At 69.2% G+C, this 25,280-nt stretch carries 25 protein-coding genes; 13 read left to right on the top strand and 12 right to left on the bottom strand.

The window, feature by feature from the left end:
• Window positions 1-3 precede the first annotated feature (3 nt).
• From FB560_RS18475 to mgrA, 3 genes are all read left to right on the top strand, one after another.
• Window positions 4-468 carry an acyl-CoA dehydrogenase family protein gene (locus FB560_RS18475; RefSeq protein WP_170198211.1) on the top strand — a complete coding sequence of 155 codons (465 nt, stop codon included), beginning with the start codon at window positions 4-6 and terminating at the stop codon, window positions 466-468.
• 44 nt (window positions 469-512) lie between these two features.
• Complete coding sequence (locus FB560_RS18470; protein ID WP_141874170.1) at window positions 513-1,058, top strand: hypothetical protein; 546 nt, start codon at window positions 513-515, stop codon at window positions 1,056-1,058.
• A 106-nt stretch (window positions 1,059-1,164) separates the two neighbouring features.
• Window positions 1,165-2,241, top strand: a complete 1,077-nt coding sequence (gene mgrA, locus FB560_RS18465) for an L-glyceraldehyde 3-phosphate reductase (protein ID WP_141874169.1) — start codon at window positions 1,165-1,167, stop codon at window positions 2,239-2,241.
• Between the two features lie 128 nt (window positions 2,242-2,369).
• Here mgrA and FB560_RS18460 read toward each other — a convergent pair whose 3' ends face one another.
• Window positions 2,370-3,581 (bottom strand): acyl-CoA dehydrogenase family protein, encoded by a 1,212-nt coding sequence (locus tag FB560_RS18460; protein ID WP_141874168.1) that lies wholly within the window; start codon window positions 3,579-3,581, stop codon window positions 2,370-2,372.
• Window positions 3,578-4,966 carry an O-acetylhomoserine aminocarboxypropyltransferase/cysteine synthase family protein gene (locus tag FB560_RS18455; RefSeq protein ID WP_141874167.1) on the bottom strand — a complete coding sequence of 463 codons (1,389 nt, stop codon included), beginning with the start codon at window positions 4,964-4,966 and terminating at the stop codon, window positions 3,578-3,580. Before FB560_RS18455 ends, FB560_RS18460 begins: the two co-directional genes overlap by 4 nt.
• 99 nt (window positions 4,967-5,065) lie before the next feature.
• Between FB560_RS18455 and FB560_RS20760 the strand changes: the two genes are divergently transcribed.
• From FB560_RS20760 to FB560_RS18425, 7 genes are all read left to right on the top strand, one after another.
• Window positions 5,066-5,848, top strand: coding sequence for a hypothetical protein (locus FB560_RS20760; protein WP_170198210.1), 783 nt, complete (start codon window positions 5,066-5,068; stop codon window positions 5,846-5,848).
• On the top strand, window positions 5,845-7,104 hold the full coding sequence (locus FB560_RS18450) for an adenosylhomocysteinase (protein WP_170198209.1): 1,260 nt from the start codon (window positions 5,845-5,847) through the stop codon (window positions 7,102-7,104). The genes FB560_RS20760 and FB560_RS18450 overlap by 4 nt, the downstream gene beginning before the upstream one ends.
• A gap of 50 nt (window positions 7,105-7,154) precedes the next feature.
• A complete protein-coding gene (locus FB560_RS18445; RefSeq protein ID WP_141874165.1) occupies window positions 7,155-8,468 on the top strand; it encodes an amidohydrolase family protein in 1,314 nt (437 codons plus the stop codon).
• Window positions 8,465-9,832, top strand: coding sequence for an NtaA/DmoA family FMN-dependent monooxygenase (locus FB560_RS18440; protein WP_141874164.1), 1,368 nt, complete (start codon window positions 8,465-8,467; stop codon window positions 9,830-9,832). The genes FB560_RS18445 and FB560_RS18440 overlap by 4 nt, the downstream gene beginning before the upstream one ends.
• A 155-nt stretch (window positions 9,833-9,987) precedes the next feature.
• Complete coding sequence (locus tag FB560_RS18435; protein ID WP_141874163.1) at window positions 9,988-11,235, top strand: sugar ABC transporter substrate-binding protein; 1,248 nt, start codon at window positions 9,988-9,990, stop codon at window positions 11,233-11,235.
• Complete coding sequence (locus tag FB560_RS18430) at window positions 11,235-12,182, top strand: carbohydrate ABC transporter permease (protein WP_141874162.1); 948 nt, start codon at window positions 11,235-11,237, stop codon at window positions 12,180-12,182. The genes FB560_RS18435 and FB560_RS18430 overlap by 1 nt, the downstream gene beginning before the upstream one ends.
• A complete protein-coding gene (locus FB560_RS18425) occupies window positions 12,179-13,003 on the top strand; it encodes a carbohydrate ABC transporter permease (protein ID WP_141874161.1) in 825 nt (274 codons plus the stop codon). The genes FB560_RS18430 and FB560_RS18425 overlap by 4 nt, the downstream gene beginning before the upstream one ends.
• Before the next feature lie 170 nt (window positions 13,004-13,173).
• Here the strand turns inward: FB560_RS18425 and FB560_RS18420 are convergent, their stop codons facing one another.
• The 5 genes from FB560_RS18420 to fdxA form a co-directional block, all read right to left on the bottom strand.
• Window positions 13,174-14,121: an ATP-grasp domain-containing protein gene (locus FB560_RS18420; RefSeq protein WP_141874160.1), complete on the bottom strand. Its 948-nt coding sequence runs from the start codon at window positions 14,119-14,121 to the stop codon at window positions 13,174-13,176.
• Between the two features lie 138 nt (window positions 14,122-14,259).
• Window positions 14,260-14,889, bottom strand: coding sequence for a superoxide dismutase (locus tag FB560_RS18415; protein WP_141874159.1), 630 nt, complete (start codon window positions 14,887-14,889; stop codon window positions 14,260-14,262).
• 26 nt (window positions 14,890-14,915) lie between these two features.
• A complete protein-coding gene (locus FB560_RS18410) occupies window positions 14,916-15,425 on the bottom strand; it encodes a flavin reductase family protein (RefSeq protein WP_141874158.1) in 510 nt (169 codons plus the stop codon).
• Window positions 15,422-16,777 (bottom strand): FAD-dependent oxidoreductase, encoded by a 1,356-nt coding sequence (locus tag FB560_RS18405; protein ID WP_141874157.1) that lies wholly within the window; start codon window positions 16,775-16,777, stop codon window positions 15,422-15,424. Before FB560_RS18405 ends, FB560_RS18410 begins: the two co-directional genes overlap by 4 nt.
• Window positions 16,774-17,100: a ferredoxin gene (fdxA, locus tag FB560_RS18400; RefSeq protein WP_141874156.1), complete on the bottom strand. Its 327-nt coding sequence runs from the start codon at window positions 17,098-17,100 to the stop codon at window positions 16,774-16,776. The genes FB560_RS18405 and fdxA overlap by 4 nt, the downstream gene beginning before the upstream one ends.
• Window positions 17,101-17,182: 82 nt before the next feature.
• Here fdxA and soxR point away from each other — a divergent pair, with 82 nt between their 5' ends.
• The 3 genes from soxR to FB560_RS18385 all read left to right on the top strand — a co-directional run bounded on the left by soxR (window position 17,183) and on the right by FB560_RS18385 (window position 19,040).
• Complete coding sequence (soxR, locus tag FB560_RS18395; RefSeq protein WP_141874155.1) at window positions 17,183-17,662, top strand: redox-sensitive transcriptional activator SoxR; 480 nt, start codon at window positions 17,183-17,185, stop codon at window positions 17,660-17,662.
• A 336-nt stretch (window positions 17,663-17,998) separates the two neighbouring features.
• A complete protein-coding gene (locus tag FB560_RS18390) occupies window positions 17,999-18,700 on the top strand; it encodes a hypothetical protein (protein ID WP_141874154.1) in 702 nt (233 codons plus the stop codon).
• A 37-nt stretch (window positions 18,701-18,737) separates the two neighbouring features.
• Window positions 18,738-19,040: a hypothetical protein gene (locus FB560_RS18385; RefSeq protein WP_141874153.1), complete on the top strand. Its 303-nt coding sequence runs from the start codon at window positions 18,738-18,740 to the stop codon at window positions 19,038-19,040.
• Between the two features lie 104 nt (window positions 19,041-19,144).
• Here the strand turns inward: FB560_RS18385 and FB560_RS18380 are convergent, their stop codons facing one another.
• Genes FB560_RS18380 through FB560_RS18360 form a run of 5 tightly spaced genes read right to left on the bottom strand, consistent with a single transcriptional unit; the run spans window position 19,145 to window position 25,199 of the window.
• The gene (locus FB560_RS18380) at window positions 19,145-21,391 is read right to left on the bottom strand and encodes an exo-beta-d-1,3/1,6-glucosidase (protein ID WP_141874152.1); all 2,247 of its coding nucleotides are present in this window, start codon (window positions 21,389-21,391) and stop codon (window positions 19,145-19,147) included.
• Complete coding sequence (locus tag FB560_RS18375; RefSeq protein WP_188895035.1) at window positions 21,391-22,485, bottom strand: ABC transporter permease; 1,095 nt, start codon at window positions 22,483-22,485, stop codon at window positions 21,391-21,393. Before FB560_RS18375 ends, FB560_RS18380 begins: the two co-directional genes overlap by 1 nt.
• Before the next feature lies 1 nt (window position 22,486).
• Window positions 22,487-23,575: an ABC transporter permease gene (locus FB560_RS18370; protein ID WP_141874151.1), complete on the bottom strand. Its 1,089-nt coding sequence runs from the start codon at window positions 23,573-23,575 to the stop codon at window positions 22,487-22,489.
• Window positions 23,572-24,378: an ABC transporter ATP-binding protein gene (locus FB560_RS18365; RefSeq protein ID WP_141874150.1), complete on the bottom strand. Its 807-nt coding sequence runs from the start codon at window positions 24,376-24,378 to the stop codon at window positions 23,572-23,574. Before FB560_RS18365 ends, FB560_RS18370 begins: the two co-directional genes overlap by 4 nt.
• Window positions 24,375-25,199 carry an ABC transporter ATP-binding protein gene (locus FB560_RS18360; RefSeq protein WP_141874149.1) on the bottom strand — a complete coding sequence of 275 codons (825 nt, stop codon included), beginning with the start codon at window positions 25,197-25,199 and terminating at the stop codon, window positions 24,375-24,377. Before FB560_RS18360 ends, FB560_RS18365 begins: the two co-directional genes overlap by 4 nt.
• Window positions 25,200-25,280 lie beyond the last annotated feature (81 nt).

Genomic DNA, 25,280 nt, shown 5'->3' with positions numbered 1-25,280 from the left:
CGCATGCCCGCCGACACCGCTTCCGTCACGCCCGCCCACACTCGCGCCGCAGCCCTCGGCGCACCGTGGAACGAGGGTGCCGGGGCTCGGGCGCTCGGGTTGGTGCTCGATCACGCCGCGCTGATCGCCGAGGTCACCGAGACCGGTGCCACGCAGACCGCCGCACGCACGCGTCGCCAGCAGCACGGCAACACCGAGCGTGCGGCCGATGACCCCCAGTTCCTGCGCGTGCTCGCCGACTCCGCCGCGCGCTCGGCCGTCGCCGCCGCGGCCGCGGACTCGCTGCTGCAGCGCGCTGAAGCCGGCACGGCATCCGTCGAGGACGCCGAGCTGATCGCCGCAGGCCTGGCACCGCTGTCGCGCGAGGCGATACGCGCGCTGTTCGAGACCCTGGGCGCCTCCAGCACCCTGACCGAGCACGGCCTGCACCTGTTCTGGACACGGCTGCACGAGCTCGACGCCCGGTGATCTCGCGCGGCGGGGATTTCGTGGTGGCGCCGACGCCGAGGTCCGTGCGGGCCACGCGCGCGACCGTCCTGCTCCTCGCCGTCCTCGTGCTGTGTGCGCTCACGGTCCACTGGTTCTTCTTTGCCGGCAACCTCCTCCCCCTGCTCCGCCCCGAGCTCGACACGGGCGGCGCCACGTGGCGGTCATTGTTCGGGACCTATCTGCTGCTGGTCGCCGCCGGGTGCGCCGTGCCGGTCGTCGCCGCTCTGACAGGACTCCGCAGCTGGGGCGTCTGGCTCACCGCGCAGATCCTGACCGGCGTGGTCGCCATCTGCTTCGGCCTGGTGATCATGTTCCTGATCCTCCTCGCCGGGATCGGCTTCGAGCCCGGCGAATCACGGCCGTGGCACTCTGGATCCGTCATCCCGATCGGCCTGGTGGCCATCGCTCCGATCGTCAGCTGCGGCATCCTCTCGAACCGACTGGCGAGCTGGACCGAGGAGGATCGCGCCTGGCGCGGACGCGCTCTCGGCCTCAGCGCCGTACTGCTGGTCGTATCCATCGCCCTGGCGGGCCTGTCGACGCTGTTCGTGCATCTCGACCGCGGGTAGGACACCGTCGCCCGACGTCATAGAACTCAACATCCCGACGTCGGATCGAGGCGGGCCGTTAACGTGAGTCCGGGCCACGCGGCCCGCTGACTCAGGAGGTCCCCCGTTGTCCGAGTTCGAGGTCCGATTCGACAAGCCCGTCCCCGACATCCACCGCCCCTACGCGGCGGATGAGAACCGCTACCGGAACCTGGCGTATCGCCGCGTCGGCACCACCGGCCTGCTGCTGCCACCGATCTCGCTGGGACTGTGGTGGAACTTCGGCGACGACCGGCCGTTCCAGACGCAGCGCGAGATCATCCGGCACGCCTTCGACAACGGCATCACGCACTTCGACCTCGCGAACAACTACGGTCCGCCCAACGGCTCCGCCGAGGAGAACTTCGGACGCCTGCTGCACCGCGACCTGAAGCCGTATCGCAGCGAGCTCGTGGTGTCGACCAAGGCCGGCTGGTCGCACTGGCCCGGGCCCTACGGCGACTTCGGCTCGCGCAAGTACCTGTTCAACAGTCTCGACGAGTCGCTCGAGCGGTTGCGCACCGACTACGTCGACATCTTCTACTCGCACCGCGTCGACCCGCACACCCCGCTGGAGGAGACGATCGGAGCGCTCGACGCGATCGTCCGCTCCGGCAAGGCGCTGTATGTGGGCCTCTCGTCGTACTCGGCTGAGCGCACGCGGCGCGCGCAGGAGATCGCGCTCGACCTGGGAACCCCGCTGATCATCCACCAGCCGGCCTACAACCTGCTCAACCGCTGGGTCGAGACCGAGCTGTTCGACACCCTCGACGACCTGGGCCTCGGGCTCATCGCGTTCACCCCGCTCGCGCAGGGACTGCTGACCAGCAAGTTCCTGAACGACCCGAACGCCGGGCACGCCTCGAACCGCTACTCCTTCGACGAGAAGCATCTCTCGGAGGCGAACCTGGAGCGGGTGCGCGCCCTCAACGCGATCGCCGAGCGCCGTGGACAGTCGCTCGCCCAGTTCGCGATCGCCTGGCTGCTGCGCGACCGGCACGTGACGTCGGTGCTGATCGGCGCCTCGTCGACCGCGCAGCTCGACGAGAACCTCGCCGCGCTGCAGAACACCTCGTTCACGGCGGAGGAGCTGGCCGAGATCGACCGCATCACGGCCGAAGACGGCGACGCCGTGAACCTGTGGGCCCAGTCTTCCGACCTGTAAGCGTTCACTACTCCTCTGAAACGCCCCCGGAACCTCGGTGTCGGGGGCTTTTCGGGCTCTCGCGCCAGAGTGTGGAGGAGTTGTGAACAGCGGCCGGAACGGAACGGCGGAGCAGAGAGACCCGCGGCTCAGGTGTACAGCGACAGCGGCTGCCGCACACCGAGCAGGAAGTCGGCTCCGACCTCGAGCTTCTTGTAGTCGACCGGGTCGTGCAGCGAGTGCGTGCGCACGTTCCGCCAGTGCGCGTCGAGCGCGTGCTTCGCGGCGGTCGAACTCGACCCCGTCGCCTCGAACACCCGGTTGGCGACGTCGACCGCGGTGTCGCTCGAGACGACCTTGAGCTGCGCGACCCTGATCGCGATGTCGCCGCGGGCCTGCTCGTCGACCTCGGCGCCGCGCGCCACGACCGCGTCGTACTCCTCGTTCACCCGGTCGGCCAGCGCCTCGACGGCCGCCACCTGCGCCACGAACTCCCCGTAGAGCCGCTGCACGAACGGATCGTCGCGGTAGCGGTCCGCGGCGCTCAGGAACCAGGCGTTCGGGCGGGCGTTGGTGAGGTCGCGGGCCTGGGCCAGCGCGCCTTCGGCGATACCCAGGTACAGATTGCCGAACATGAGCTGCACGGCCGGGGTCAGCAGGGCTTGGAACCACTCGTCGGTCCCGTAGCCGAGCAGGTGCTCCGGCCCGATCGGCGCCTGCGAGAAGCGCACGGAGTTGCTGGCCGACAGGCGCTGCCCGAGGAAGTCCCAGTCGTCCTGCACCTCGACGCCCGGGTGTCCTGCCGGGAGCACGAGGAACGCGAAACGCCCCTCGTCGGGCCCGGAGTCGACGACCGCGTTCACCAGGATGACGTCGCCGACCGAGGACCCGGTCGAGAAGCGCTTGACCCCGTCGAGACGGAAGCCGTCGCCGTCCGGCGTGAGGCTGAGGGTCGGGTCGACCGGGTTGACCGAGTCACCCCAGAGCCAGGTGTTCTCGATGCTGCGCCGGTACCAGGCATCGCGGTCTGCGGAGCCTGCGACCAGCGCGATCGTGGCGGAGTTGGCGTAATGGTAGCCGAGCAGCTGGGCGATGCCGGCATCCACCCGGGCGATCACGCGCACCGCGAGGAAGGCCGAGGACCAGTGCCCGCCTCCGCCCCCGAGCTCGATCGGATCGAGGAGGGTCGTGAGTCCCGAACGCTGCAGCAGCGCCGACTCGGCACGGGGCACGTCGCCGCGTTTCTCGCGCTCGCGCACGTCGACGGCGAGCTCATCGGCCACGCGCTGGGCGACCTCGCGCCAGTGCGCGTTCTCCTCGCGGGTGGCGACCCCGGTCCACTGGCTGCGTGCGGCGGTCATCGGTTCTCCTGGATGTCGGCGTCGGTGGGCAGAGCGAGGTGCGCGGCGACGACGGCGAGCGCGCTGTCGAGGTCCGCGATCAGATCGGCGGCGGTCTCGATGCCGACCGAGAGGCGCACGAGGCCGTCGTCGATGCCGAGCTGCGCCCGCAGTTCGGGCGTGAACGACAGGTGCGTGGTCGTGGCGGGGTGCAGCACCATGGATCGCACATCGCCGATGTTCGTCATGCGGCTGAAGACCCGCAGGCTGTCGATGAAGATCTCGGCTCCCGCTCGTCCGCCACGGACGGTGACCGCGAACACGGATCCGGATCGTCCGCCGAGGGTGCGCTGCGCGATCTCGTGCTGCGGATGCCCCGGCAGCCCGGCGTAGTCGACGTACTCGACCGCGGGATGCCGAGAGAGGAACTCGGCGATCGCCCGGGAGTTCTCGACGTGTCGTTCCATGCGCAGCGACAGGGTCTCGATGCCCTGCTGCAGCAGGAAGCCGTGCAGCGGCGAGAGAGCGGGGCCGAGGTCGTTCACGATGCCCCCGCGCACGAACTGCTCGTAGGCGCGGTCGCCGTAGGCCTCGAGCGGGCTGGGTGCGCCCGGCGCCGGCGGCTCGGTGATACCCGCATACGACCGGGGGCTGCCTGCCCAGTCGAAGGTGCCGCCGTCGACGATGATGCCCGAGATCGCGGCACCGTGACCCGACAGGAACTTGGTGCCGGAGTGCACCACGATGTGCGCACCCTGCTCGAGCGGTCGCACCAGGTAGGGCGTGCCGATCGTGTTGTCGACGATGAGCGGCAGGCCGTGTCGCGCGGCGATGCGGGCGACGGCCGCGATGTCGACCACGTCGTTCTTGGGGTTCGGGATGGTCTCGGTGAAGATCGCCTTGGTGTCCGGCCCGATCGCCGCCTCCCACTCGGCGTCGTCCGTCGGATCCGCCACGTAGTCGACGCCGACGCCGAAGCGGGCGAAGGAGCGCGCGAACAGGATGCGCGTGCCGCTGTAGATGCTCGCGGTCGAGACGAAGCGCTCGCCCTGGCCGGTGATCGAGAGGATCGCCGCGCTGATCGCCGCCTGCCCCGACGACACCACGACCGCGCCGGTGCCTCCTTCGAGGGCGGCGATGCGCCGCTCGGCCACGCCGTTCGTCGGGTTGAGGTTGCGGGAGTAGATCTGTCCGTCATCCGCACCGCTGAACCGACGCGTGCTCTCCTCGAACGAGTCGAAGCGGAATGCCGCACTCAGGTAGATGGGCGCGATGCGCGACCCGTACTCGGGCTCGTCGAACTCCCCGGCGTGCACCTGGCGGGTGTCGAAGCCGAAATCGGTCCAGTCGTAGACCGGCTCGCGGATCTCGTGCGCGACGGATTCGGGCGGGATGCCGTTGCTCATTGTCCTGACGCTAGACACTGCGCGCGCGCGGCGCGCGCCCCTTCGTCATGAGACGTCACAGACGCGCCAGCGGGGCGTCGAGCGCGTAGCGTCACCCCCGTGACAGCTGTCCCCTCGCGCGCCCTCGGCGCGCCCGCCGCACCGCCCCTCGGCCTGCGGCTCGCATCGGTCGCGGCTGCCGCGCATCCGGCTTCCACGCCGCGCACGCTCGGATGGCGTTTCCCGGCGCTGCCTCCCGCCCTGGCCGAGGCCGTCGCCGCGGAATGGGGCCTGAGGATCGTCGAGGATGCCGAGGCGATCGACCCCCGGACGCTTCCCGCCTTCGCCGCGCTGCACGCCCATGCCCGCTCCGAACAGGTCGTGCGCGCACTGGCTCGACGCACGAACCTGGTACTCCCCGCCGCCCCCGCTCTGGTGATCGGCGACGGCCCGGTCGCCGAGACGATCGCCACGACCCTCGGCCGCGGGGGAACCCGTGTGGTCCGCGCCGTGGGCGACGCGGTCGTGCGGCTGCGCGCCGAGCTCGCCGGGATCCGCCACGTCCCGGCCCTCCCCCCGTGGCCCCCGGCCGACCTGGTGATCGCGAGCGGCGAAGGCCACCCCCGCCTCGACCCGACCACGCTGTCGGGCGTCGCGATCGACGCCTCTCCCGACGGCTCCGGCCTGCAGGTGGCCACGGGCGAGAGCGTCCGCCCCGGTGTGCGGCACATCGCCGCGCAGACCTGGGTCGTGGAGTCGCCCGGCCCGTTCGAGAGCGGCAACGCGGCATCCGCTCACCCGACGCGCATCGCCGATCTGCTCGTCACGCTGTCGCTCCTGCGGGCGGAGTCCGAGAACACCGCCGACGCCGATGCCCTCCTCGCCGGACTGGTGCTCGCATGACCGGACACATCGCCGACTCCTCCCTGTGGCGTGACGGGGCAGAGCGCATCGCCTGGGCACGCACCTTCATGCCCGCGACGACCGCGCTCGCGGCCGAGCTCGCGGCGAGCAACCGCGTGCGCGGCATCCGCATCGCCGTCTCCGACGTGCTCGAGCCGAAGACGGCGACGGTCGCGCTGCTGCTCGCCGAGGCGGGCGCCGATGTCGCCGTCTCGTGCGTGGGCCGCGACACGGATGATGCGGTGGCCGCGGCCCTCGTCCATGCCGGCATCCCCACCTACGCGCGCCGCAACGCGAGCGAGGCCGAGGACCGCGACAACGTGCTGGCGTTGCTCGACCATCACCCCGAGGTCATCGTCGACGACGGGGCCGCCACCATCCGCCTCGCGCACATCGAACGCCCCGGCATCCTGCCCGCGATGGCGGGCGCGACCGAGCAGACGACCAGCGGGGTACGCCCTCTGCGCACGATGGAGCGGCTCGGCGAGCTGCACATCCCGATCGTCGCCGCCAACGACGCCCGCACCAAGTCGCTGTTCGACAACGCGCACGGCACCGGGCAGTCCGTGGTGCTGGCCGTCGCCGACCTGCTCGACGACTCCTGGGCCGGCCTCGACGTCGTGGTCGTCGGCTTCGGCCGCGTCGGCAGCGGAGTGGCCCGGCATGCCGCTGCACTCGGTGCACGCGTGACCGTCTCCGAAGTCGACCCCGTCGCGGCCCTCCAGGCCGCATTCGCCGGATTCGCTGTGGAGCCGCTGGAGCAAGCCGCGACCCACGCCGATGTGCTCATCTCGACCACCGGCGTCGCGCACACCGTCACCCCCGCGCACCTCGACCGGCTCCCCGAAGGCGCGGCGGTCGCGGTCGGCGGCGGAGCACACCAGGAGATCTCCCTGCTCCACGCCCACCAGTCCGGCGCCGTGGAGGTCGAGCGCAGCGGCGCGGTCTCGGTGCTGCGGCTGCCGAACGGACGCAGCATCCGCATCCTCGACGACGGGCACTGCATCAACGTCAGCGCCGCCGAGGGCAACCCGATCCAGGTCATGGATCTGTCGTTCGGGGTGCAGCTCGCCGCGGTCGACCACCTGCTCGCCGGACGCGGCACCCTCGCGAACGCCGTGCACATCCTGCCCGCGTCCGCCGACGACCACGTCGCGGCGCTCGCGCTGGCGGCGTTCGGGGGCGGTATCGACCACGTCTCACCCGAGCAGCGCGACTACCTGACCTCGTGGCGACCCCGCGATGTCACCCCCTGACCCGAGCCGCACGCCCCGCGCCGCGTGACCCCAGAGAAGACCGGAAAGCCATGAGCAGCATCATCCTCCACCGCGCCCGTACGGTGTTCCCCGTCGCCGCGGAACCGATCGCCGACGGGGCCGTCGCCGTGCGCGACGGCCGCATCATCGCCGTGGGCACGCACGACGACGTCACCGCGGAGCTGGGCGACGAGGTGGCCGCGCGCCACGAGTGGGAGGGCGCGCTCGCCCCCGGGCTCGTGAACGCCCACACGCACCTCCAGTACACCGACATGGCCGAGGTCGGCCGTGGCTCGTACCCCAGTTTCGAGACCTGGGCGCTCGCGTTCGAGAAGGGATACCGCACCGAGCACGACTGGGCGGCCTCCGCCGCCGACGGTGTGCGGCAGTCGATCGAGTCCGGCACCACCGCGGTGGCCGAGATCGTCACCGACCCCGCCGCGGGGAGCGCGGTGCACGACGCCGGCCTGCACGGCGTCGTGTTCTGGGAGGTCTTCGGCTGGAAGCGCTCCGCGTGGGCGCAGGACGGCCCCGAACGCGTGCTCGCCGAACTCGCCGCGCTGCCGTCACCGCCCGCGACCGGGCTCTCCCCGCACGCGATCTACTCGCTCGACACCGACGTGTTCCGCTCCCTCCAGCACCTCGCCGAGCAGCACGGCGTGCGCCTGCACATCCACGCCGCCGAGTCGGCGTCGGAAGACGAGTTCGCCCGTTTCGGCACCGGACCGTTGGCCGACCGCTGGCGGGGCCTGGGTCACTCCGACATGCAGCTGCTCTCGGGGAACGGCTCGGGCCGAGGCGTCGTGCACTACCTCGACACGGTCGGTGTGCTCACTCCGCACTCGCACCTGGCGCACGGCATCTACGTCGATGCGGACGACCGCGCCCTGCTGCGCGAACGTGGTGTGTCGGTCGCGCTCTGTCCGCGCTCGAACGCCGTGATCGGACTCGACGCCCCACCCATCGCCGATTACCTGCGCGAGGGCAACCCGATCGGCGTCGGCACGGACTCGCTGTCCTCCTCGCCCTCGCTGAACGTGCTCGACGATGTCGCCGAACTGCACCGACTCGCGCGGGCGCAGGGCTACACCGGCGACGATCTGCACGCGCGGCTGCTGCACGCCGCGACTGCGGGCGGTGCCAGGGCGCTCGGGCTCGACATCGGATCCACCCCCAGCGGCACACTCGCCACCGGACACCGTGCCGACCTCGCGGTGTTCGCGGTGTCGGCATCCGCTCCGCGCGACGCGCTGGCCGAGCTCGTCGAGAACGCCCCGTCGGCTCTCACCACCATCGTCGGCGGCCGCCCCCTCTGGACCGCCGCCCCCCTGAGAACCGCATCCGTGGACGGAGCACTCGCATGACCGAACGACGCCCCCTGTTCTACGGCCTGTACGAGCAGGCCTGCGTGGGCAACGGCTCCGGCGCGGTGAGCCTGTGGACGCATCCCGACGACCGCCGCCTCGGCGCGACCGATCTGCGCTACTGGCTCGACCTGGGCCGTCGGGCGGAGGAGGCCGGGTTCGACCTGTTCTTCTTCGGCGACGTGCTGGGCATGTACGACACCTACCGCGGTGGCGCGGCAACCGCGCTGGAGTGGGGCGTCGAGCTGCCGGCACATGATCCGCTCATGCACATCCCGGCCCTCGCCGCCGTGACAGAGCGCATCGCCTTCGGGGCGACGGTGTCGACCACCTACGAGCACCCCTTCGCGCACGCGCGGCGCTTCAGCACGCTCGACCACCTGACCGCCGGCCGCATCGCCTGGAACATCGTCACCTCGTACCTTCCGGGCGCCGCGGCGAACTTCGGCCTCGACGTCATGGCGCACGACAGCCGCTACGACCGCGCCGACGAGTTCCTCGAGGTCGTCTACGACCTGTGGGAGCGCAGCTGGGAGCAGGATGCCTTCGTCGGCAGCAAGGAACGCGGACTGTTCGCCGACCCCGCCAAGGTGCACCGGATCGACCACGTCGGCACGCACTTCCGCGTGGCCGGCCCGCACGTCAGCATCCCCTCGCCGCAACGCACGCCGTACCTGATCCAGGCCGGCTGGTCGCCGCGCGGTCGCGAGTTCGCCGCACGGCACGCCGAACTGATCTTCGTGGGCGATTCCGACCCGCAGGCGATCAAGGCGGGCCTGGCCGGCATCCGCTCCCGCGCCGCCGAGCTCGGTCGCGATCCCGAGCAGATCCGCGCCGTCGTCGGCATGAATCCCGTGCTCGCGCGCACCCGCGTCGAGGTACAGGAGAAGCTCGACGGCTACCAGTCGCACTACAACGCCGACGCGCAGCTCGCCGCCTACGCCGGCTGGAGCGGCGTGGACTTCAGCAAGTACGCCGATGACGAGCCGATCGCGAAGCAGTCGACCACGCACACCCAGACGGATGCGACGCGCAAGGATGCCCCGCCGCTGCTCGCGGGCGATGTGCGCCGACGGTTCGCCTCGGTCACCGCGTTCTCCGACGACCGCTTCATCGGCACGCCCGACGAGGTCGCCGCGAACATCGAGGAGTTCGTCGACGAGTCGGGGGTGGACGGCTTCCTGCTGCACCAGTTCCTGTCGCCGGGAACCCTCGACGATTTCAGCGCACTGCTCGCGCCCCGGCTGCGGGAGCGCGGACTGTTCGGTGGATTCCCGAACTCCGGGACGCTCCGCTCCCGACTGCGCACCGACGGGTCGGACCTGCTGCACGCCGACCACCCGGCAGGTGCCCGGCGGCGCTGACGCCTCATTACGACACAGTGCGTCGGATCATTTCGTCATGTTTCCGACACCGTGGCCGCGCGGCTCTCCGTCCAGGAGACTCATGCCACGGCACCCTGCCGCCCCTTCTCCCGACGATCGGTCACAGCCCGGTCGAGCTAAGGATCCACGCACCCATGAGCATCTTCCGCACGCGTTCCTCCCGCGTGGCGCTCTCCGCCACCGCCGGACTCGCGACCGCCCTCCTCTTCACCGGCTGCGCCGGAACGACGACGCCCACGAGCTCCTCCGACGACGACACCGACTTCTCCGGGGTCGAGCTGACCGTGTGGAACAACATCGACTTCGACCCGTACCAGACGCTGCAGAAGGAGTACTTCGAGCAGTGCGCGGATGACCTCGGCATCACTGTCGACGTGCAGACGCTCTCCGGCGACTACACGACCAGCCTGCTGCAGGCCGCGAGCTCGAAGTCGCTGCCCGACGTCGCCCTGCTGAACACCGACACACAGCTGCCGCAGCTCGCCGCACAGGGCGTGCTGGCCGACCTGGGAAAGCTGGGCATCAAGACCGATGGACTGGCCGACTCCGTCGCCGACCTCGGCACCTACGACGACGCCCTCTACGGCCTGCCGGTGCAGGTCGAGGACTACTCGATCTTCTACAACAAGGCCCTCTTCGAAGAGGCGGGCATCACCGATCTGCCCACGACGTTCGACGAGCTGATCGCCGCGGCCAAGGCCACCACGAGCGCCGACCACTACGGCATCGCGCTGCCGGGCATCGCGGGCGACGGCTCCACGTCGTCGTACTTCCTGCCGTTCCTGCTGAGCGCCGGCGGCGACCCGGCCGAGGTGACCAGCGATGGCGCCGTGGCCGCGATCGACCTGTACAAGACCCTCGTCGCCGACGGCAGCCTGTCGAAGGAGTTCGTGAACTGGGGCTGGGACGGCATCGACCAGTGGAAGTCCGGCAAGGCCGCGATCACGGTCTCGGGCCCCTGGAACCTCGTCGACACGAGCCTCGGCTTCGAGTACGGCACCTTCCCGATCCCCGCGGGCACCAGCGCCGACAAGAGCAGCGTCGGACTCCTCGGCTACGCGTACGGCGTCGCCGTGCAGGCCGATGAGAAGCGCGAGAAGGCCGCAGCCGCCCTCGTCGAGTGCCGTGCCGCCGAGGAGAACCAGATCGACACCGCCGTCAAGGGTGGCTACGTGCCCGCCCTGACCTCGGCACAGGACGCCTTCGTCGAGCAGGTCCCGGCCGCCGAGGCCTTCGTCACCCCGGTCGAGAACGCCTTCAACCCGGCGTCGCTCGGCACCGAGTGGAACGCTCTGCAGCAGAAGTACGTCGACGCGCTGCAGAACGCGACCGTCAACGGCGTGAGCGCCGAGGAAGCGTTGACCAAGGCCGACCAGGGCTGATGACCTCCGTCGCGACGGCGCCGAAGCGGCCGGGGACTTCTGTCTCCGGCCGCTTCGGCCTGACCCTGGTGCGGCGCAGGAACCTGGAGCTGTGGGCATTCCTCGTGCCCGCGATCGTGTTCTTCGCCATCTTCTTCCTCTTCCCGCTCGGCTACGGCGTGTTCATGAGCACGACCGACTTCACGACCGGCACCTTCATCACCGGCGAGGCCCCGTTCGTGGGCTTCCAGAACTTCCTCGACATCTTCCGCGCCGATGCGACCGGCATCGCGATCGTGAACACCCTCACCATCACGGTCGTCGCCGTCAGCGCCGAGCTCGTGATCGGTCTCGCCCTGGCGCTGCTCTTCACGCGGCGGTTTCCCGGCAGCCGCTGGCTCCCGGCCCTGATCCTCATCCCGTGGCTGCTGCCGGCCGTGGTCGTCGCGACCATCTGGAAGTCGCTGCTCGCCGGCGACGGCGCCATCAACGACGTGCTCCGCACCCTCGGGCTGCCCACCAACGCGTGGCTGGCCGACCCCACGACGGCGCTCGCCTGCGTCATCATCGTCGCAGTCTGGGCGAGCCTGCCGTATTGGTCGACCATCCTCGCCGCCGCGCTCAAGCAGGTGCCGGTCGAGCATCTGGAAGCTGCATCGCTCGATGGCGCCGGAGCAGGCAAGCGGCTGCTGCACATCATCATCCCGAGCATCTGGCCGGTGATCTCGGTGCTGGTCGTCATGAGCGTCGTGTTCAACCTGCTCATCGTCGACCTCGTGCTCGCGCTCACGCAGGGCGGTCCGGCGAACAGCACCATGACGCTCGGGGTGCTGTCGTACCGCTCGGCCTTCCAGCTGTTCGAGTTCGGTCACGCCGGCGCCTACGGCATGCTGCTGCTCGTCATCAGCCTCGGCTTCGCGATCGTGTACACCTGGCTGTCGGCGCGGCGGGAGCGTGCGGAACGATGAGGCAGATCTCCCGACGAGGGCGCGGATGGTTCTGGACCGTCCTCACGGTCGCCATCCTCGTCGTCTACCTGTTCCCCGTGTACTGGATGGTGTCGGCATCGCTCCAGCCGGGCGCGAACTCGACAGACACCGAGTGGTTCCCGAGCAGCCCCGGGCTGGAGGGCTACGTCACCGCGTTCGAGGACGGCGGGCTCGAGGGCCTCAGAGTCAGCCTGATCACCGCGCTCGGATCGGTGCTGCTGACCCTGCTCGTCGCCGTGCCCGGTGCCTATGCGCTGAGTCGGCTGCGGTCGCGGTCCGTGAGTCTCGGACTCGTGCTGCTCCTGCTGGCGCAGATGATCCCCAGCATCGTGCTGGCCAACTCGTTCTACGCGATGTTCAACACCTGGGGCGTGCTCAACAGCTACCTCGGGCTGATCCTCGCGAACTCGACGGCCGGCATCCCGTTCGCGATCATCCTGCTGCGCTCGTTCATGCTGCGCCTGGACACCGAGGTGATCGAGGCCGCCACGCTCGACGGGCTGGGGCCGCTCGGCACGCTGCGGCGCATCGTCGTGCCCCTCTCACGCAACGCCATCATCACCGCGGGAGTGTTCACGTTCCTGTTCTCCTGGGGCGACCTGCTGTTCGGGCTCACGCTCGTCACGAAGACCGACATGTACCCCGTCACGGTGTTCATCTACGCACTCGCGAACTCGAACCTGAACACCTGGGCGGCCACCATGGGTGCCTCGCTGATCGCCAGCCTCCCGGCGCTCGTGCTGGTGCTCGCGGCGCAGCGGTACGTGAAGGAAGGCGTCATCACCGGCAGCGGCCGGTAGGCGGGGCGTCTGTTCGGCCGCGCCGGGGCTCACAACTCAGCCCGCGCGTTCACAACTCAGGACGGCGCGTCCACAACTCCGGAGAAAGGCCCCCGAATCCTCGGATTCGGGGGCCTTTCCCACCTTGGCTGTCGACTTTTCCGGAGTTATGGCACCGGGCCGGCCGAGCCTCAGACCGCGACGGGCTCGCGCACGAGCAGTCCGCCCAGGTACTGCGCGATCGTGCGGGGCCCGGAGACCGCAGCCGTCGCTTCGACATCGGGGTTGTAGTTCGTGTTGGTGTTCACGTCGTAGGTCACGAGGCGTCCGTCGACGGTCTCGATGAACTCGATGCCGGCGACCGTGATCCCGGCGCCCCGCAGGAATGCGAGGTACTGCTGCACGAGCGGGTGCTCCGCCGTGATCTCCTCGCGGATGCGGAACAGCGGCTCCGGCTCGACACCGTCGGCTCCGGGCAGCGCGCACGCCTCGGCCGGGCACAGCTCGAAGCTGCCGGCACTGGTGTCGACGCGCACCGCGTACACGAACTCCCCGCCGGCGAACTCGACGCGGGTGACGAAGGGAGCGGCGGCGAAGAGGTTCTCCTGCAGCAGCGTGATGCCGTCCGGCGAGGGCTCGAAGTCCGGTCCGTCGACCCACGCGTCGAACTCCTCGTGGCTGTCGTGACGGCGCACGCCGAGGCCCTTGCCGCCCTGGTTGTGCTTGCTGATGAACGGTGCCGAGAAGTCCCTGGCACGCTGCTTCAGGGCCGTGGTGCCGAACACGGCGACCGTCTGCGGCACGACGATGCCCGCACGCTGCAGCGCCGCATGCTGCGCGGCCTTGCTCACCTCGAGCTCGAGCACGCCGCTGCCGTTGACGACCGTGCGACCAGAGGTCTCGAGCCAGCGCAGCACGGCGCGGCCGTACTCCTTGGAGTCGCCGTGGTCGCGCGTGTGCGCCGAGGCGCTGAGCCGCGACCAGAACACCCCGGCCGGCGGCTCGGCGGACAGGTCGATCGACCCGTCCGTGAGCAGCCACTCCTGCGCCGGCACGCCTTCGGCCTCGAAGGCCGCGGCGAAGGGCGGGAACCATTCGGCGTTCTCGTGGATCACGTACACGCGGGGCTCAGCAGTCATACCGACACGCTAAGTCACCCCGGAGGTACCGGGGCCCGTCCGCGTGATCCGGCGTAACGCGCTGACACATCCGGTCGCAGAAAGAGGCCCGAGGAACGAATCCCCGGGCCCCTCCGACGCATGATCGGCGATGCGCGATCAGAGCGCCGTGATGAGTCCCTGCGTCGCGGTGCGTGCGGCCTCGAACCGACGCTGCACGTCGGGCCAGTTCACGAGGTTCCAGAACGCCTTGACGTAGTCGGCACGCACATTGAGGTAGTCGAGGTAGTAGGCGTGCTCCCACACGTCGAGCTGCAGCAGCGGGATGACACCGAGGGGTGCATTGCCCTGCTGGTCGAACAGCTGGAAGATCACCGGGCGGGCGCCGACGCTGTCCCAGGCCAGCACCGCCCAGCCGGAGCCCTGCACGCCCAGAGCGGTGGCGGTGAAGTGGTCGCGGAACGCGTCGATCGATCCGAACGCGTCCGCGAGCGCTGCGGCGAGCTCGCCTTCGGGCGCCCCACCGCCCTCGGGCGAGAGGTTCTGCCAGAACACCGAGTGGTTGATGTGTCCGCCGAGGTTGAACGCGAGGTCCTTCTCGAGCTTGTTCACGTTCGCCAGGGAGCCGGACTCGCGGGCGGCCGCGAGCTGCTCGAGCGCCGCGTTGGCACCGGTGACGTAGGCCTGGTGGTGCTTGGAGTGGTGCAGCTCCATGATCTTGCCGGAGATGTGCGGCTCGAGGGCTGCGAAGTCGTAGGGGAGCTCGGGGAGCGTGTACAGAGTGGACATGCGTGTTCCTTTCGGTGTGCGGATCTTCAGATGTTGTCGGCAGAGGGCAGTGCGTGGAAGCGGCGGTCGACGTAGACGAGCGGGCGGCCCTGCGGGCCGGTGATCACCTCGAGCACCTCGGCGATCACGACCGTCGAGGTGCCGACCGCGATCGTGTGCAGCGCGCGGCAGCGCAGGGCGGCGCGGGCGGTGTCGAGGTGCGGCTCGCCGGTGCCCAGCGCGGTCCATCCCTGCTCGGGGGTGAAACGGTCGGCGCCGCTCGTGGCGAAGCTCTGGGCGAGCGTGGAGTGCTCGTCGTCGATGAGGTGCACGACGAACGTGTCGGCGCTGAGGATGGCCCCGGCCGAGCCGGTCGCTCTGGTGACCGAGAACACGATCGCGGCCGGGTCGACGGCCACCGACGCGACGCTCGACGCGGTGAGCCCGACGGGCCCGTCAGGGGTGGATGCGGTGATGATGGCGACGCCCGCGGGGTGCGTGCGGAACGCGGTCTTGAGTGCCTCGCCGACAGGGGTCGGCACCGGGTTCGTGCTCATCGAGCGATCTCCGTCATCTCTTCGTGTGCGGCATGGGCGAGCATTTCGGCTCGCTCCACAAGTTTGGTCCGTTCGCGCCCGCGTGCGGCACCTGCATGACGTTCCGCGACGTCGATGCGCAGCCATCCTTCGAAGTCGACGGCACCGGTGAGGTGCGCGATCGGATCGTCATCGCGCGCGATGCTCTCCCCCGTTTCCAGATCCTCGACCAGGTGCGCGACCGTCTGCGCGGCATCCGACTTGGTCGAGCCGATCAGCCCGACCGGACCCCGCTTGATCCAGCCGGTCGCGTACAGCCGAGGGATCGGCATCCCGGCATCGTCGACCACGCGACCCTCGACATGTGGGACGACTCCGGCCTCGTCGTCGAACGGCATGCCGGGCACCGGCGTCGAGCGGTAGCCGACAGCGCGGTACACGGCGCCCACGTCGTAGCGGAGCAGTTCGCCGGTACCGACCATGCGTCCGAGTTCGTCGGACGCGGTGCGCTCCATCTCGATCCCGGTGACCCCGTCGGAGCCGAGCAGCCGCACCGGGCGCTGGCGGAGATGCAGGTGGATGCGGCGTGAGGCTGTGCCGACGTGGTCTCGTCCGGCCCATTCGGTGAGCGTGCGCACGATGATCCGGCGCTGCGAGAACTGCGCGATCATGCGCTCTGCGTGGGCGTCGAGCACGACATCCTCCGGATCCACGATCACGTCGACGTCGTGCTGCGCGGCGAGCTCGCGCAGTTCGAGTGCCGAGAAGCGCACATCGGCGGGCCCGCGGCGGGCGAACAGGTGCACGTCGCGCAAGGGGCTCGCGGCGAGCTGTGCCAGCACGTGATCCGGGGTGTCGGTGTGGTCGAGCGCGGGCGCGTGGACGGCGAGGATGCGCGTCACATCGAGCGCGACGTTCCCCGCACCGAGCACTGCGACCGACTCCGCCGTCAGGGGCCAGTCCCGCGGCACGTCGGGGTGCCCGTCGTACCAGGCCACGAAGTCGGCGGCGCCGAAGGAGCCGGGCAGGTCGATGCCGGGGATGTCGAGGCGCACGTCGAGGTCGGCGCCGGTCGCGACGATCACGCCGTCGTAGGCGGCGCGGAGCTCGTCGATCGTGATGTCGGTGCCGATGTCGACGTTGCAGCGCAGCCGGATCCGGGGGTCACGGATGACGTCGTGCAGCGCGTCCGTGATCTTCCGGATGCGCGGGTGGTCGGGCGCGACGCCGTAGCGGACCAGTCCGTAGGGAGCCGGCAGCTTCTCGAACAGGTCGATGGACGCGGTCGGTGCGAGGCCGAGCAGGATGTCGGCGGCGTAGATCCCTGCCGGTCCTGCGCCGACGATGGCGATGCGCGGGTCGAGGATGCTCATTCCGCTCCTTCCTGCGGCGGGAGCGCCGCGATGAACGGATGGTCGTGGGCGATCATCCCGGTCTTGGCTGCGCCACCGGGCGAGCCGATGTCCTCGAAGAACTCGACGTTCGCCTTGTAGTAGTCCTGCCACTCGTCGGGCAGATCATCCTCGTAGAAGATGGCCTCCACCGGGCAGACGGGTTCGCACGCGCCGCAGTCGACGCACTCGTCCGGATGGATGTACAACGACCGTTCGCCCTCGTAGATGCAGTCGACGGGACATTCGTCGATGCAGGCGCGGTCCTTCACATCGACACACGGCAGAGCGATCACATAGGTCATCAGGCGGCTTTCCTCGGGATACCTCTACCGTAAAACCTCAAGTATGCTTGAGGTCAAATCGACGAGCAGTGAGGAGTCGCACATGACGTCCGCGACAGACGATGAGGCGCACCCGCACACCGCCGACGAGCCGCTCACGATCGGCGAGATGACGCGCCGCACCGGCGTCGCCGCATCCGCTCTGCACTTCTACGAGAACCTGGGTCTGATCGCGTCCACGCGCACGCCGGGCAACCAGCGCCGCTACCCGCGTCACATGCTGCGCCGAGTGTCGCTCATCACGGTCGCCAAACGCCTCGGCATCCCACTGGCCGATGTGCAGAGCGCCTTCGCCGACGTCCCCCTGACCGAGACGCCGACGCACGCCGACTGGCAGCGCGCCTCGCGGCGCTGGAAACGCGAGCTCGAGAAGCGCCGCGAGGGCATCGAACGTCTGGAACGCGAGCTCACCGGATGCATCGGCTGCGGATGCCTGTCAATGAAAGCCTGCGGTCTGCTGAACCCGGACGACGCCCTGGGCGCCCAGGGCGTCGGTCCGCTCCGCCTCCGCGACGAGGAGTGACGCCGAGACCCACCGTCCCCGCCGAGACCCATCGCCGTGCGCGTCGGCAGCAGTGGGTCTCGACGGGAAGGGTGGGTCTCGACGGGGGTGCGTACAACACCGGCGCCCCGTCCGGAGGTCAGGGCAGAGACAAAGCGACATCCAGCGTGTGCGTGACGACGTGCAGACCTCCGGTTGGCGCGCTTCAGCCGCCCTCGATCGCTGCTTCGAGGTCCGTTCAGCCGATCGATGGGCCTTGTCTTGCACCCCCTCAATGGGGACAGACACGGCGAGGAGAGTGTCACTAGCGTTCAGGGACGGCATGGAGCCGCGCGGAACCAACGGACGAGGTATTCAATGAAGAAGAAGCTGTACTCCTATGCAGCGCTTGCGAGTGTGTTCCTGTCCATCGGGTTGGTTGCCCCCGCAGCGAATGCTGCCGATCAGCCGGACCTGCTCGGCCCCGTGCCGGCGTCTCAGATTCAGTCGAGAACAGTGACTACCGGCGATGTCACGGTGGGGGGATGCGATGCTCAGATCGCGAAGTCTCTGTCCGCCACACCGGATGCGATCGCCACCGCTCAAGAGCAGATCTGCGACGGAACAGTAACGATCAAGGAGGAACGCTTCACAGTGAACAAGGGCGAGGCTGTCGAAATCGCTGCGGATCTCAGGATGACAGCCACTGAGACGTCATCCTTCGTCGCGAAAGCTGCTGCGGGTGCCGTCCAGGGCGCAAAGTGGTCGCACGCCTACATGGCTGTCGCTGTAAAGGAGGTGCACACCGGCACGACGTACTGGGATGGCGACAAGGCGTGGGTCGGCACCTACCGCGGGCTGACCGGTAAGCACGTCTGTCATGCCGAAGGTGGCTGGCAGCTTGCCGCCACCGTATCCAATATCTCGTGCAGCAAGCCGGGCCCGTCGGCGAAGGCTGATTCCGTGGAACGATTCGACCTGCACATGGTCGCAAAGGGCTTCCCTATCGTGTTCAACGTTGGCCTGCACAACGCGTACACGAACAAGGGAGTCCGTTCGACGTGGCAGGTCGGCGGCTAAAGTACCTCTACGCACCCATTTTCGGGGGGTTGGATTTATGGCTCAAGCACCACGTGTTGCCCGCTCGGACAAGAAGCGGGATCAGTCGTCGTTCGTGGTGGACTGGTTCTACGCGCTCTGGGTGGTGCTCGTGATCACATCGACCTGGGTCTTCCTCGGAGCGCCGTTGGTCGTCGCTCTGGCGTCTCTGTTCACCAGACTGCGGCGCGACCGCGGGAAGCAGATCTCGATCTGGGTGATCGCCGGTATCGTGACGATCTTCACAACCCTCCCCCTGTTGGTGATCTGGCTCGGACTCTCGACCGAACACGTCGACGAGCACCGCTTCGTCGTCGAGTAGACGCCAACATGAACAACCCCGCTGGGGCTGCGCACCCACTCCAGGATGCGCAGTCCCACCGCTAGGCAACGAGGACGAAACGACGTTCGGCGCGGGAGCCGAGGCTACACCACCTCGAACCCGGCGGAGAGCAGCACGTCCTCGCGGGATGACGGGCCGACGAGCAGCTCGAAGGCGCCGGGCTCGACGATCCGGAAGCCGGCGGCGTCCACGATCGTGCAGTCCGCGACCGGCAGCTCGAGACGCACCACGACCGATTCGCCGGGAGCGAGGTCGACCTGACGGTAGGTCTTGAGCTCGCGGTCGGTCCAGCTGACGCTCGTCACCGAGTCGCGCACGTACACCTGCACGGTCTCGCGCACGGGCCTGGTCCCGGTGTTCGTCACCGTCACCTGACCGACGATCGTGTCCGCCGCGGTGAGCGACGTCTGCTGCAGCGACAGGTCGGAGTACTCCACCGTCGTGTACGAACGCCCTTCGCCGAAGCCCCAGGCCGGGGCCTGGGTGAGGTCGGCGTAGCGGTCGCCATGCTGTCCGCGGATCTGGTTGTAGTACGTCGGCTGCTGACCGACGTGGCGGGCGAACGAGATCGGCAGCCGGCCCGAGGGCTCCACGGCACCCGAGATGATCTCGGCGAGCGCGCGCCCACCCTGCATGCCCGGGCTCGCGGCCCAGATCACGGCGGCGGCCTGCGCGGCGGGTGCCGGCAGCACGAGCGGCTTCGAGGCGAGCAGCACGATGACCACGGGCTTCCCGGTCGCGATGAGCGCGTCGAGCAGGGCGTTCTGTCCGCCGATGAGTTCGAGCGTCGCGGTGGATCGCCCTTCGCCGACGAGCTCGATCCGGTCGCCCACGACCGCGACCACGACGTCGGCCTCGGATGCGGCAGCCACGGCCTCCGCGATCAGCGCCTCGTCCGGGGCGCAGGGCTTCACGACCGACGGGCGGGGCTGACCGTCGGGGAAGAGCGCCCCCTGCGGGTCGTCCTCGAGCGTGAGGATGTCGGCGCCGCGCGTGTGCGCGACGGTCCAGCCGTCGACCCCCTGCAGCCCGTCGAGCACGGTCGTGATCATCTCGCGCGGCTGACCGTCGAGCCATCCGGCCTGGCCGGAGCCGCCCGCCCAGTCGCCGAGCTGCGTCTGCGCGTCGTCGGCCAGGGGTCCCGTGACGGCGACCTTCAGCGGGGCCGCGGCGTCGAGCGGCAGCACGCCGTCGTTCTCGAGCAGCACGATCGAGCGCCGAGCGACCTCGAGGTTCAGCTCGGCGTGCGCCGCGTTACCGACCACGGCGTCGAGCTCGCTGCCCGGAAGGCGCGGGTTCTCGAACAGCCCCAGCTCGAACTTCAGCGTCAGGATGCGCGCGGCTGCGGCATCGAAGGCGTCTTCCGCGAGCAGGCCCTGCGCGACGGCTTCCAGCGCACCCTCGAAGAAGAGCGGCGTGGTCATGATCATGTCGTTGCCGGCCTTCACGGCCGCCGCGGCGGCGTGCGCGTAGTCGGGCTGCACCTTCTGTTCCCACACCATGCGTCCGACGTTGTCCCAGTCGGTGATGAGTGTTCCGGTGTAGCCCCACTCGCCGCGCAGCACGTCGCTGAGCAGCCAGTCGTTCGTGGTGATCGGCACGCCGTCGGTGGTCTGGTAGCCGAGCATGAATGTGCGGCATCCTTCGCGGGCCACGCGCTCGAACGGCGGCAGGAACCAGGAACGGAGCTTGCGGCGCGAGATGTCGGCCTCACTCGCGTCGCGGCCGCCCTGCGTCTCGGAGTAGCCGGCGAAGTGCTTGGCCGTCGCGAGGATCGCGGTGGGGTCGTCGAGACCGTCGCCCTGGTAGCCGCGCACCATGGCCGAGGCGAGCTCGCCGATCAGGAACGGGTCCTCACCGAAGGTCTCGTCGATCCGCCCCCAGCGCAGGTCCCTGGCGATGCACAGCACCGGCGAGAACGTCCAGTGGATGCCGGTCACCGCGACCTCTTCGGCCGTCGCCCGCGCGACGCGCTCGACGAGCTCGGCATCCCACGACGCCGCCATGCCGAGCTGGGTCGGGTAGATCGTCGCGCCGGGCCAGAACGAGTGCCCGTGGATGCAGTCCTCCCCCACCAGCAGCGGGATGCGGAGGCGCGTCTGCGCCGTGAGCTCGTTGGCGCGCAGGATGCGCTCCGGCGAGGTGTGCAGGATCGAGCCCGCATGGCGCCGTGCGACGTGGTCGTCGAGGTCGTCGCGCGCGTCGAGCTGCAGCATCTGCCCGACCTTCTCCTCGACCGTCATGCGGCTGAGGAGGTCGGCGACGCGCTCCGGGATCGAGAGGGCGGGGTCCTGGTAGGGAAGGACCGTGGTCAACGTCTGAGAGGTCATCACTTCGTGTTCTGTGTCGTGTTCGTCGAGGGGTTCGGGGAGTTCTTGTCCGGCAGGGGGACGGTGCGCACGGCGGTGACCGCATCGTTCACGTTCAGCCCCTTCTTCTTCATCGCCCTGGCCCGCTCTCCGGCGGAGCGCAGACGCGGGTTGACGTACTCGTCGATGCCGAAGTTGATCAGCGAGAGCGCGACGCCGATGATCGCGATGCACAGGCCCGCAGGCACGTACCACCACCAGAGCCGGGGGAACGCGCCGTTCTGCTGCGCCCAGAACAGGATGGTTCCCCAGTTCAGATTGCTCACCGGGATCACCCCGATGAACGCCAGCGTCGTGAGGCCGAGGATAGCCGCGGTCACTGTGCCGACGAAGCTCGACGCGATCAGCGCCATCAGGTTCGGGAGCATCTCGACCGTGATGATGCGGCGCAGCGGTTCTCCGTTGGCGCGTGCGGCCTGGATGAAATCGCGGTTGCGCAGCGACATGGTCTGCGCGCGCAGCACGCGCGCTCCCCACGCCCATCCGGTCAGCCCCAGCACGGCGGCGATCACGATCAGGGGCGGGTTCTCGAACTGCGAGGCGATGATGATGATCAGCGGGATGCCGGGGATCACCAGGAACACGTTGGTCAGCGCCGAGAGCGACTCGCTCTTCCACCCGCGCACGTAGCCGGCGATGACGCCGATCGTGATCGCGATCACCGTCGCGATCAGGGCGGAGAGGAACCCCACGACGATCACGCCGCGGGTGCCGTAGATGATCTGGCTCAGCACGTCCTCGCCCATGTGGGTGGTGCCCAACCAGTGCTCGAACGAGGGCGGCTGACGCAGAGCGTCACGGTCCTTCTGCGTGGGGGCGTAGGGCGAGATCCAGGGAGCGAGGATCGCGACCAGCACGAACACCCCGAGGATGATGAGCCCCGCGACCGACTTCGGATTGCGGAACATCGCGAACGCCTGCGCCAACTGCGACCAGAAGGTCTTCCGCGGCGGCCCGGCGGTCACCGGCGAGCGCAGCGTGGCGGTCTCCGGCATCCCGGTGACGACGGGGGTGCCGTCGGGGGCGGCGCCTGCGGCGGATGTGGGAACGGTCATCTCAGGCCTCCGTCTGGCGCGTGCGCGGGTCGAGGTAGGCGTAGACGACATCCGCGAGGATGTTGGCCACGAGCACCGAGAGCGTGATCACCAGGAACACGCCCTGCATGAGCGCGTAGTCCTTGGCGTTGGTGGCGTCGAGCAGGAGCTTGCCGACGCCCGGATAGCTGAAGACCATCTCCATCACGATCGTGCCGCCGACGATGAAGCCGATCGACAGCGCGAAGCTCTGGATCTGCGGCAGCACGGCATTGCGCGCGGCATACGACCACAGCACCCTCTTGTTCGGCATGCCCTTGGCCTGCGAGACCGTGATGTAGTCCTCGTCGAGCACGGTGAGCATCATGTTGCGCATGCCGAGCATCCACCCGCCGAGCGAGGCGATGATGATCGTGACAGCGGGCAGGGTGCCGTGCATGATCACCTGGCCGATGAAGTCCCAGCTCCACTCCGGCGACTGCCCCTTGTCGTAGGCGTGCGAGGAGGGGAACCACTTCAGCGTCGACGAGAAGATCGCGATCGCGATCAGACCGAGCCAGAAGTAGGGGATCGTGTTGAAGAACGTCGTGATCGGGATCAGCGCGTCGAGCTTGCTGCCGCGGCGCCATCCGACGATCGCGCCGCCGATCGTGCCGATCGCGAACGAGATGATCGTCGCGATGCCGACCAGGCCGAGCGTCCACGGCAGCGCCGCGGAGAGCACCTCGGCCACGGGTCGCAGACCGTGCAGGGTCGAGATGCCGAGATCGCCGCGCAGCAGCATCCCCCAGTACTCGATGTACTGCTGCCAGATCGACTTGTCGGAGTCGATGCCGAGCAGGATGCGCAGCGACTCCGCCGCCTCCGGGCTGACGTTGCGGTTGCGCGCGAGGTACGAGCTGACCGCGTCGCCCTTCATGAAGCGCGGCAGGAAGAAGTTGATCGTGATGGCGGCCCACAGGGTGAACAGGTAGAACCCCGCCCGTCCGGCGAAGAAGCGCCAGGGCACTCGGCGCCGCCCCTTCTCCGCGACGGTCGCCGTGGTGCCGACCTCGAGCGCGTCACGCTGGATGAGGTCGTTGTCGTCGAGTTGCGGGAACGCGGTGCTCACAGTGCCCCTCCGTTCGAGGTCGCGGTCGCGAAGTGCTTGTCCGGGTCGGGGGATGCCGCCCGCAGTTCGCGCGTGTACGGATCCTGCGGGTCGAGGATGACGTCATCCGCCGGCCCGTACTCCACGACGCGCCCCTGGTTGAGCACCATGATCTCGTCGCTGAAGTGGCGGGCGGTGGCGAGGTCGTGCGTGATGTAGAGCACCCCGAGGCCCTCCTCCCGCTGCAGGTCGGCGAGCAGGTTCAGCACGCCGAGACGGATGGAGACGTCGAGCATCGAGACCGGCTCGTCGGCGACCAGCAGGGAAGGACGGGAGGCCAGCGCCCTGGCGATCGCGACGCGCTGCCGCTGACCTCCGGAGAGCTCATGCGGGCGGCGGTCGATCACGGCGTCCCCGTCCAGGCGGACGCGATCGAGGAGGCGGCGCACCTCGTCCTCCGTCTCCTTCTTCGGCACGACGTCGTCGAGGCGGATGGGCCTCTCGAGGTGATAGCGGATCGAGTGGTACGGGTTGAGCGAGGCGAACGGATCCTGGAAGACCATCCGCAGCTGCTGCCGGTACCTGCGCAGCCCCTTGCCGCGGCGCGGGATGGGCGTGCCGTCGAGCAGCACCTCCCCGCTCGTCGGGGTCTCGAGCTGGGTGAGGATCTTGGCGATCGTGGACTTGCCGCTGCCGGACTGTCCGACCAGTCCGATCGTCTGACCGGAGACGAGCGTGAAGCTGACGTCGTCGAGCGCTTTCACCTGCCCGGCGCCGCGCACGTTGTACGACTTGCTGACGTTCTTGAACTCGAGCGTGGTCATCGCGTCAGCACTCCTCTGGCACCGGTGAGCCGGGGGAACGACGACAGGAGCGTCTTGGTGTAGTCCTGCTGCGGCTGCGTCCAGATCTGCTCGGCCGTGGCGAGCTCGATGATCTCGCCCTCGCGCATGATCGCGATCCGGTCGCTGATCTCCAGCAGCAGCGGAAGGTCGTGGGTGATGAAGATGACCGAGAACCCGAACTCGTGACGCAGTTGCGAGATCTGCTTGAGGATCTCGCGCTGCACCAGCACGTCCAGCGCGGTGGTGGGCTCGTCCATGACCATCAGCTGCGGACGCAGTGCCAGGGCCATCGCGATCATCACGCGCTGCCGCATGCCGCCGGAGAGCTCGTGCGGGAACGAGCGCGTGCGCTGGCGACCGACCTTGACGATCTCGAGCAGCTCCTCCGCCTCGGCGCGGCGCTGTCTGCGGTTCATGTCGGGACGGTGGATCTCGAACACGTCCTCGAGCTGAGAGCCGATCGTGGCCACCGGGTTCAGGGCATTCATGGCCCCCTGGAAGACCATCGAGACCTTGTCCCAACGGAAACGCTGCATCGCGTCGACGTCGAGCGCGTTGATGTCGATGTCGATTCCGGATGCGTCGTGGAAGGTCACGCTGCCGCTGGTGATAACGGCCGGTGCGCGCAGCAGTCGCTGCACACCGTAGGCGAGCGTCGTCTTCCCGCATCCGCTCTCACCGGCGAGACCGAGGATCTCGCCGCGCTGCAGTTCGATGGACACGTTCTTCACCGCCTCGACGGGCGGATCGACGTCGTACACGACCGAGAAGTCGCGCACGCTGAGCAGGGGGTCTGGCATGGGTCGTCCTTTGTGTGGCCTGGTGCCGTGCGCCCTTCGTCTCGCTGCGCTCGCTCAGGGAGCGGAGGTGACTCCCGCTCC

This window comes from Microbacterium saperdae (assembly GCF_006716345.1).
In the GTDB taxonomy this organism is placed as follows: domain Bacteria; phylum Actinomycetota; class Actinomycetes; order Actinomycetales; family Microbacteriaceae; genus Microbacterium; species Microbacterium saperdae.
Note: the sequence above shows the minus strand (reverse complement) of the source record. Positions and strands in the feature narration are given on the sequence as shown.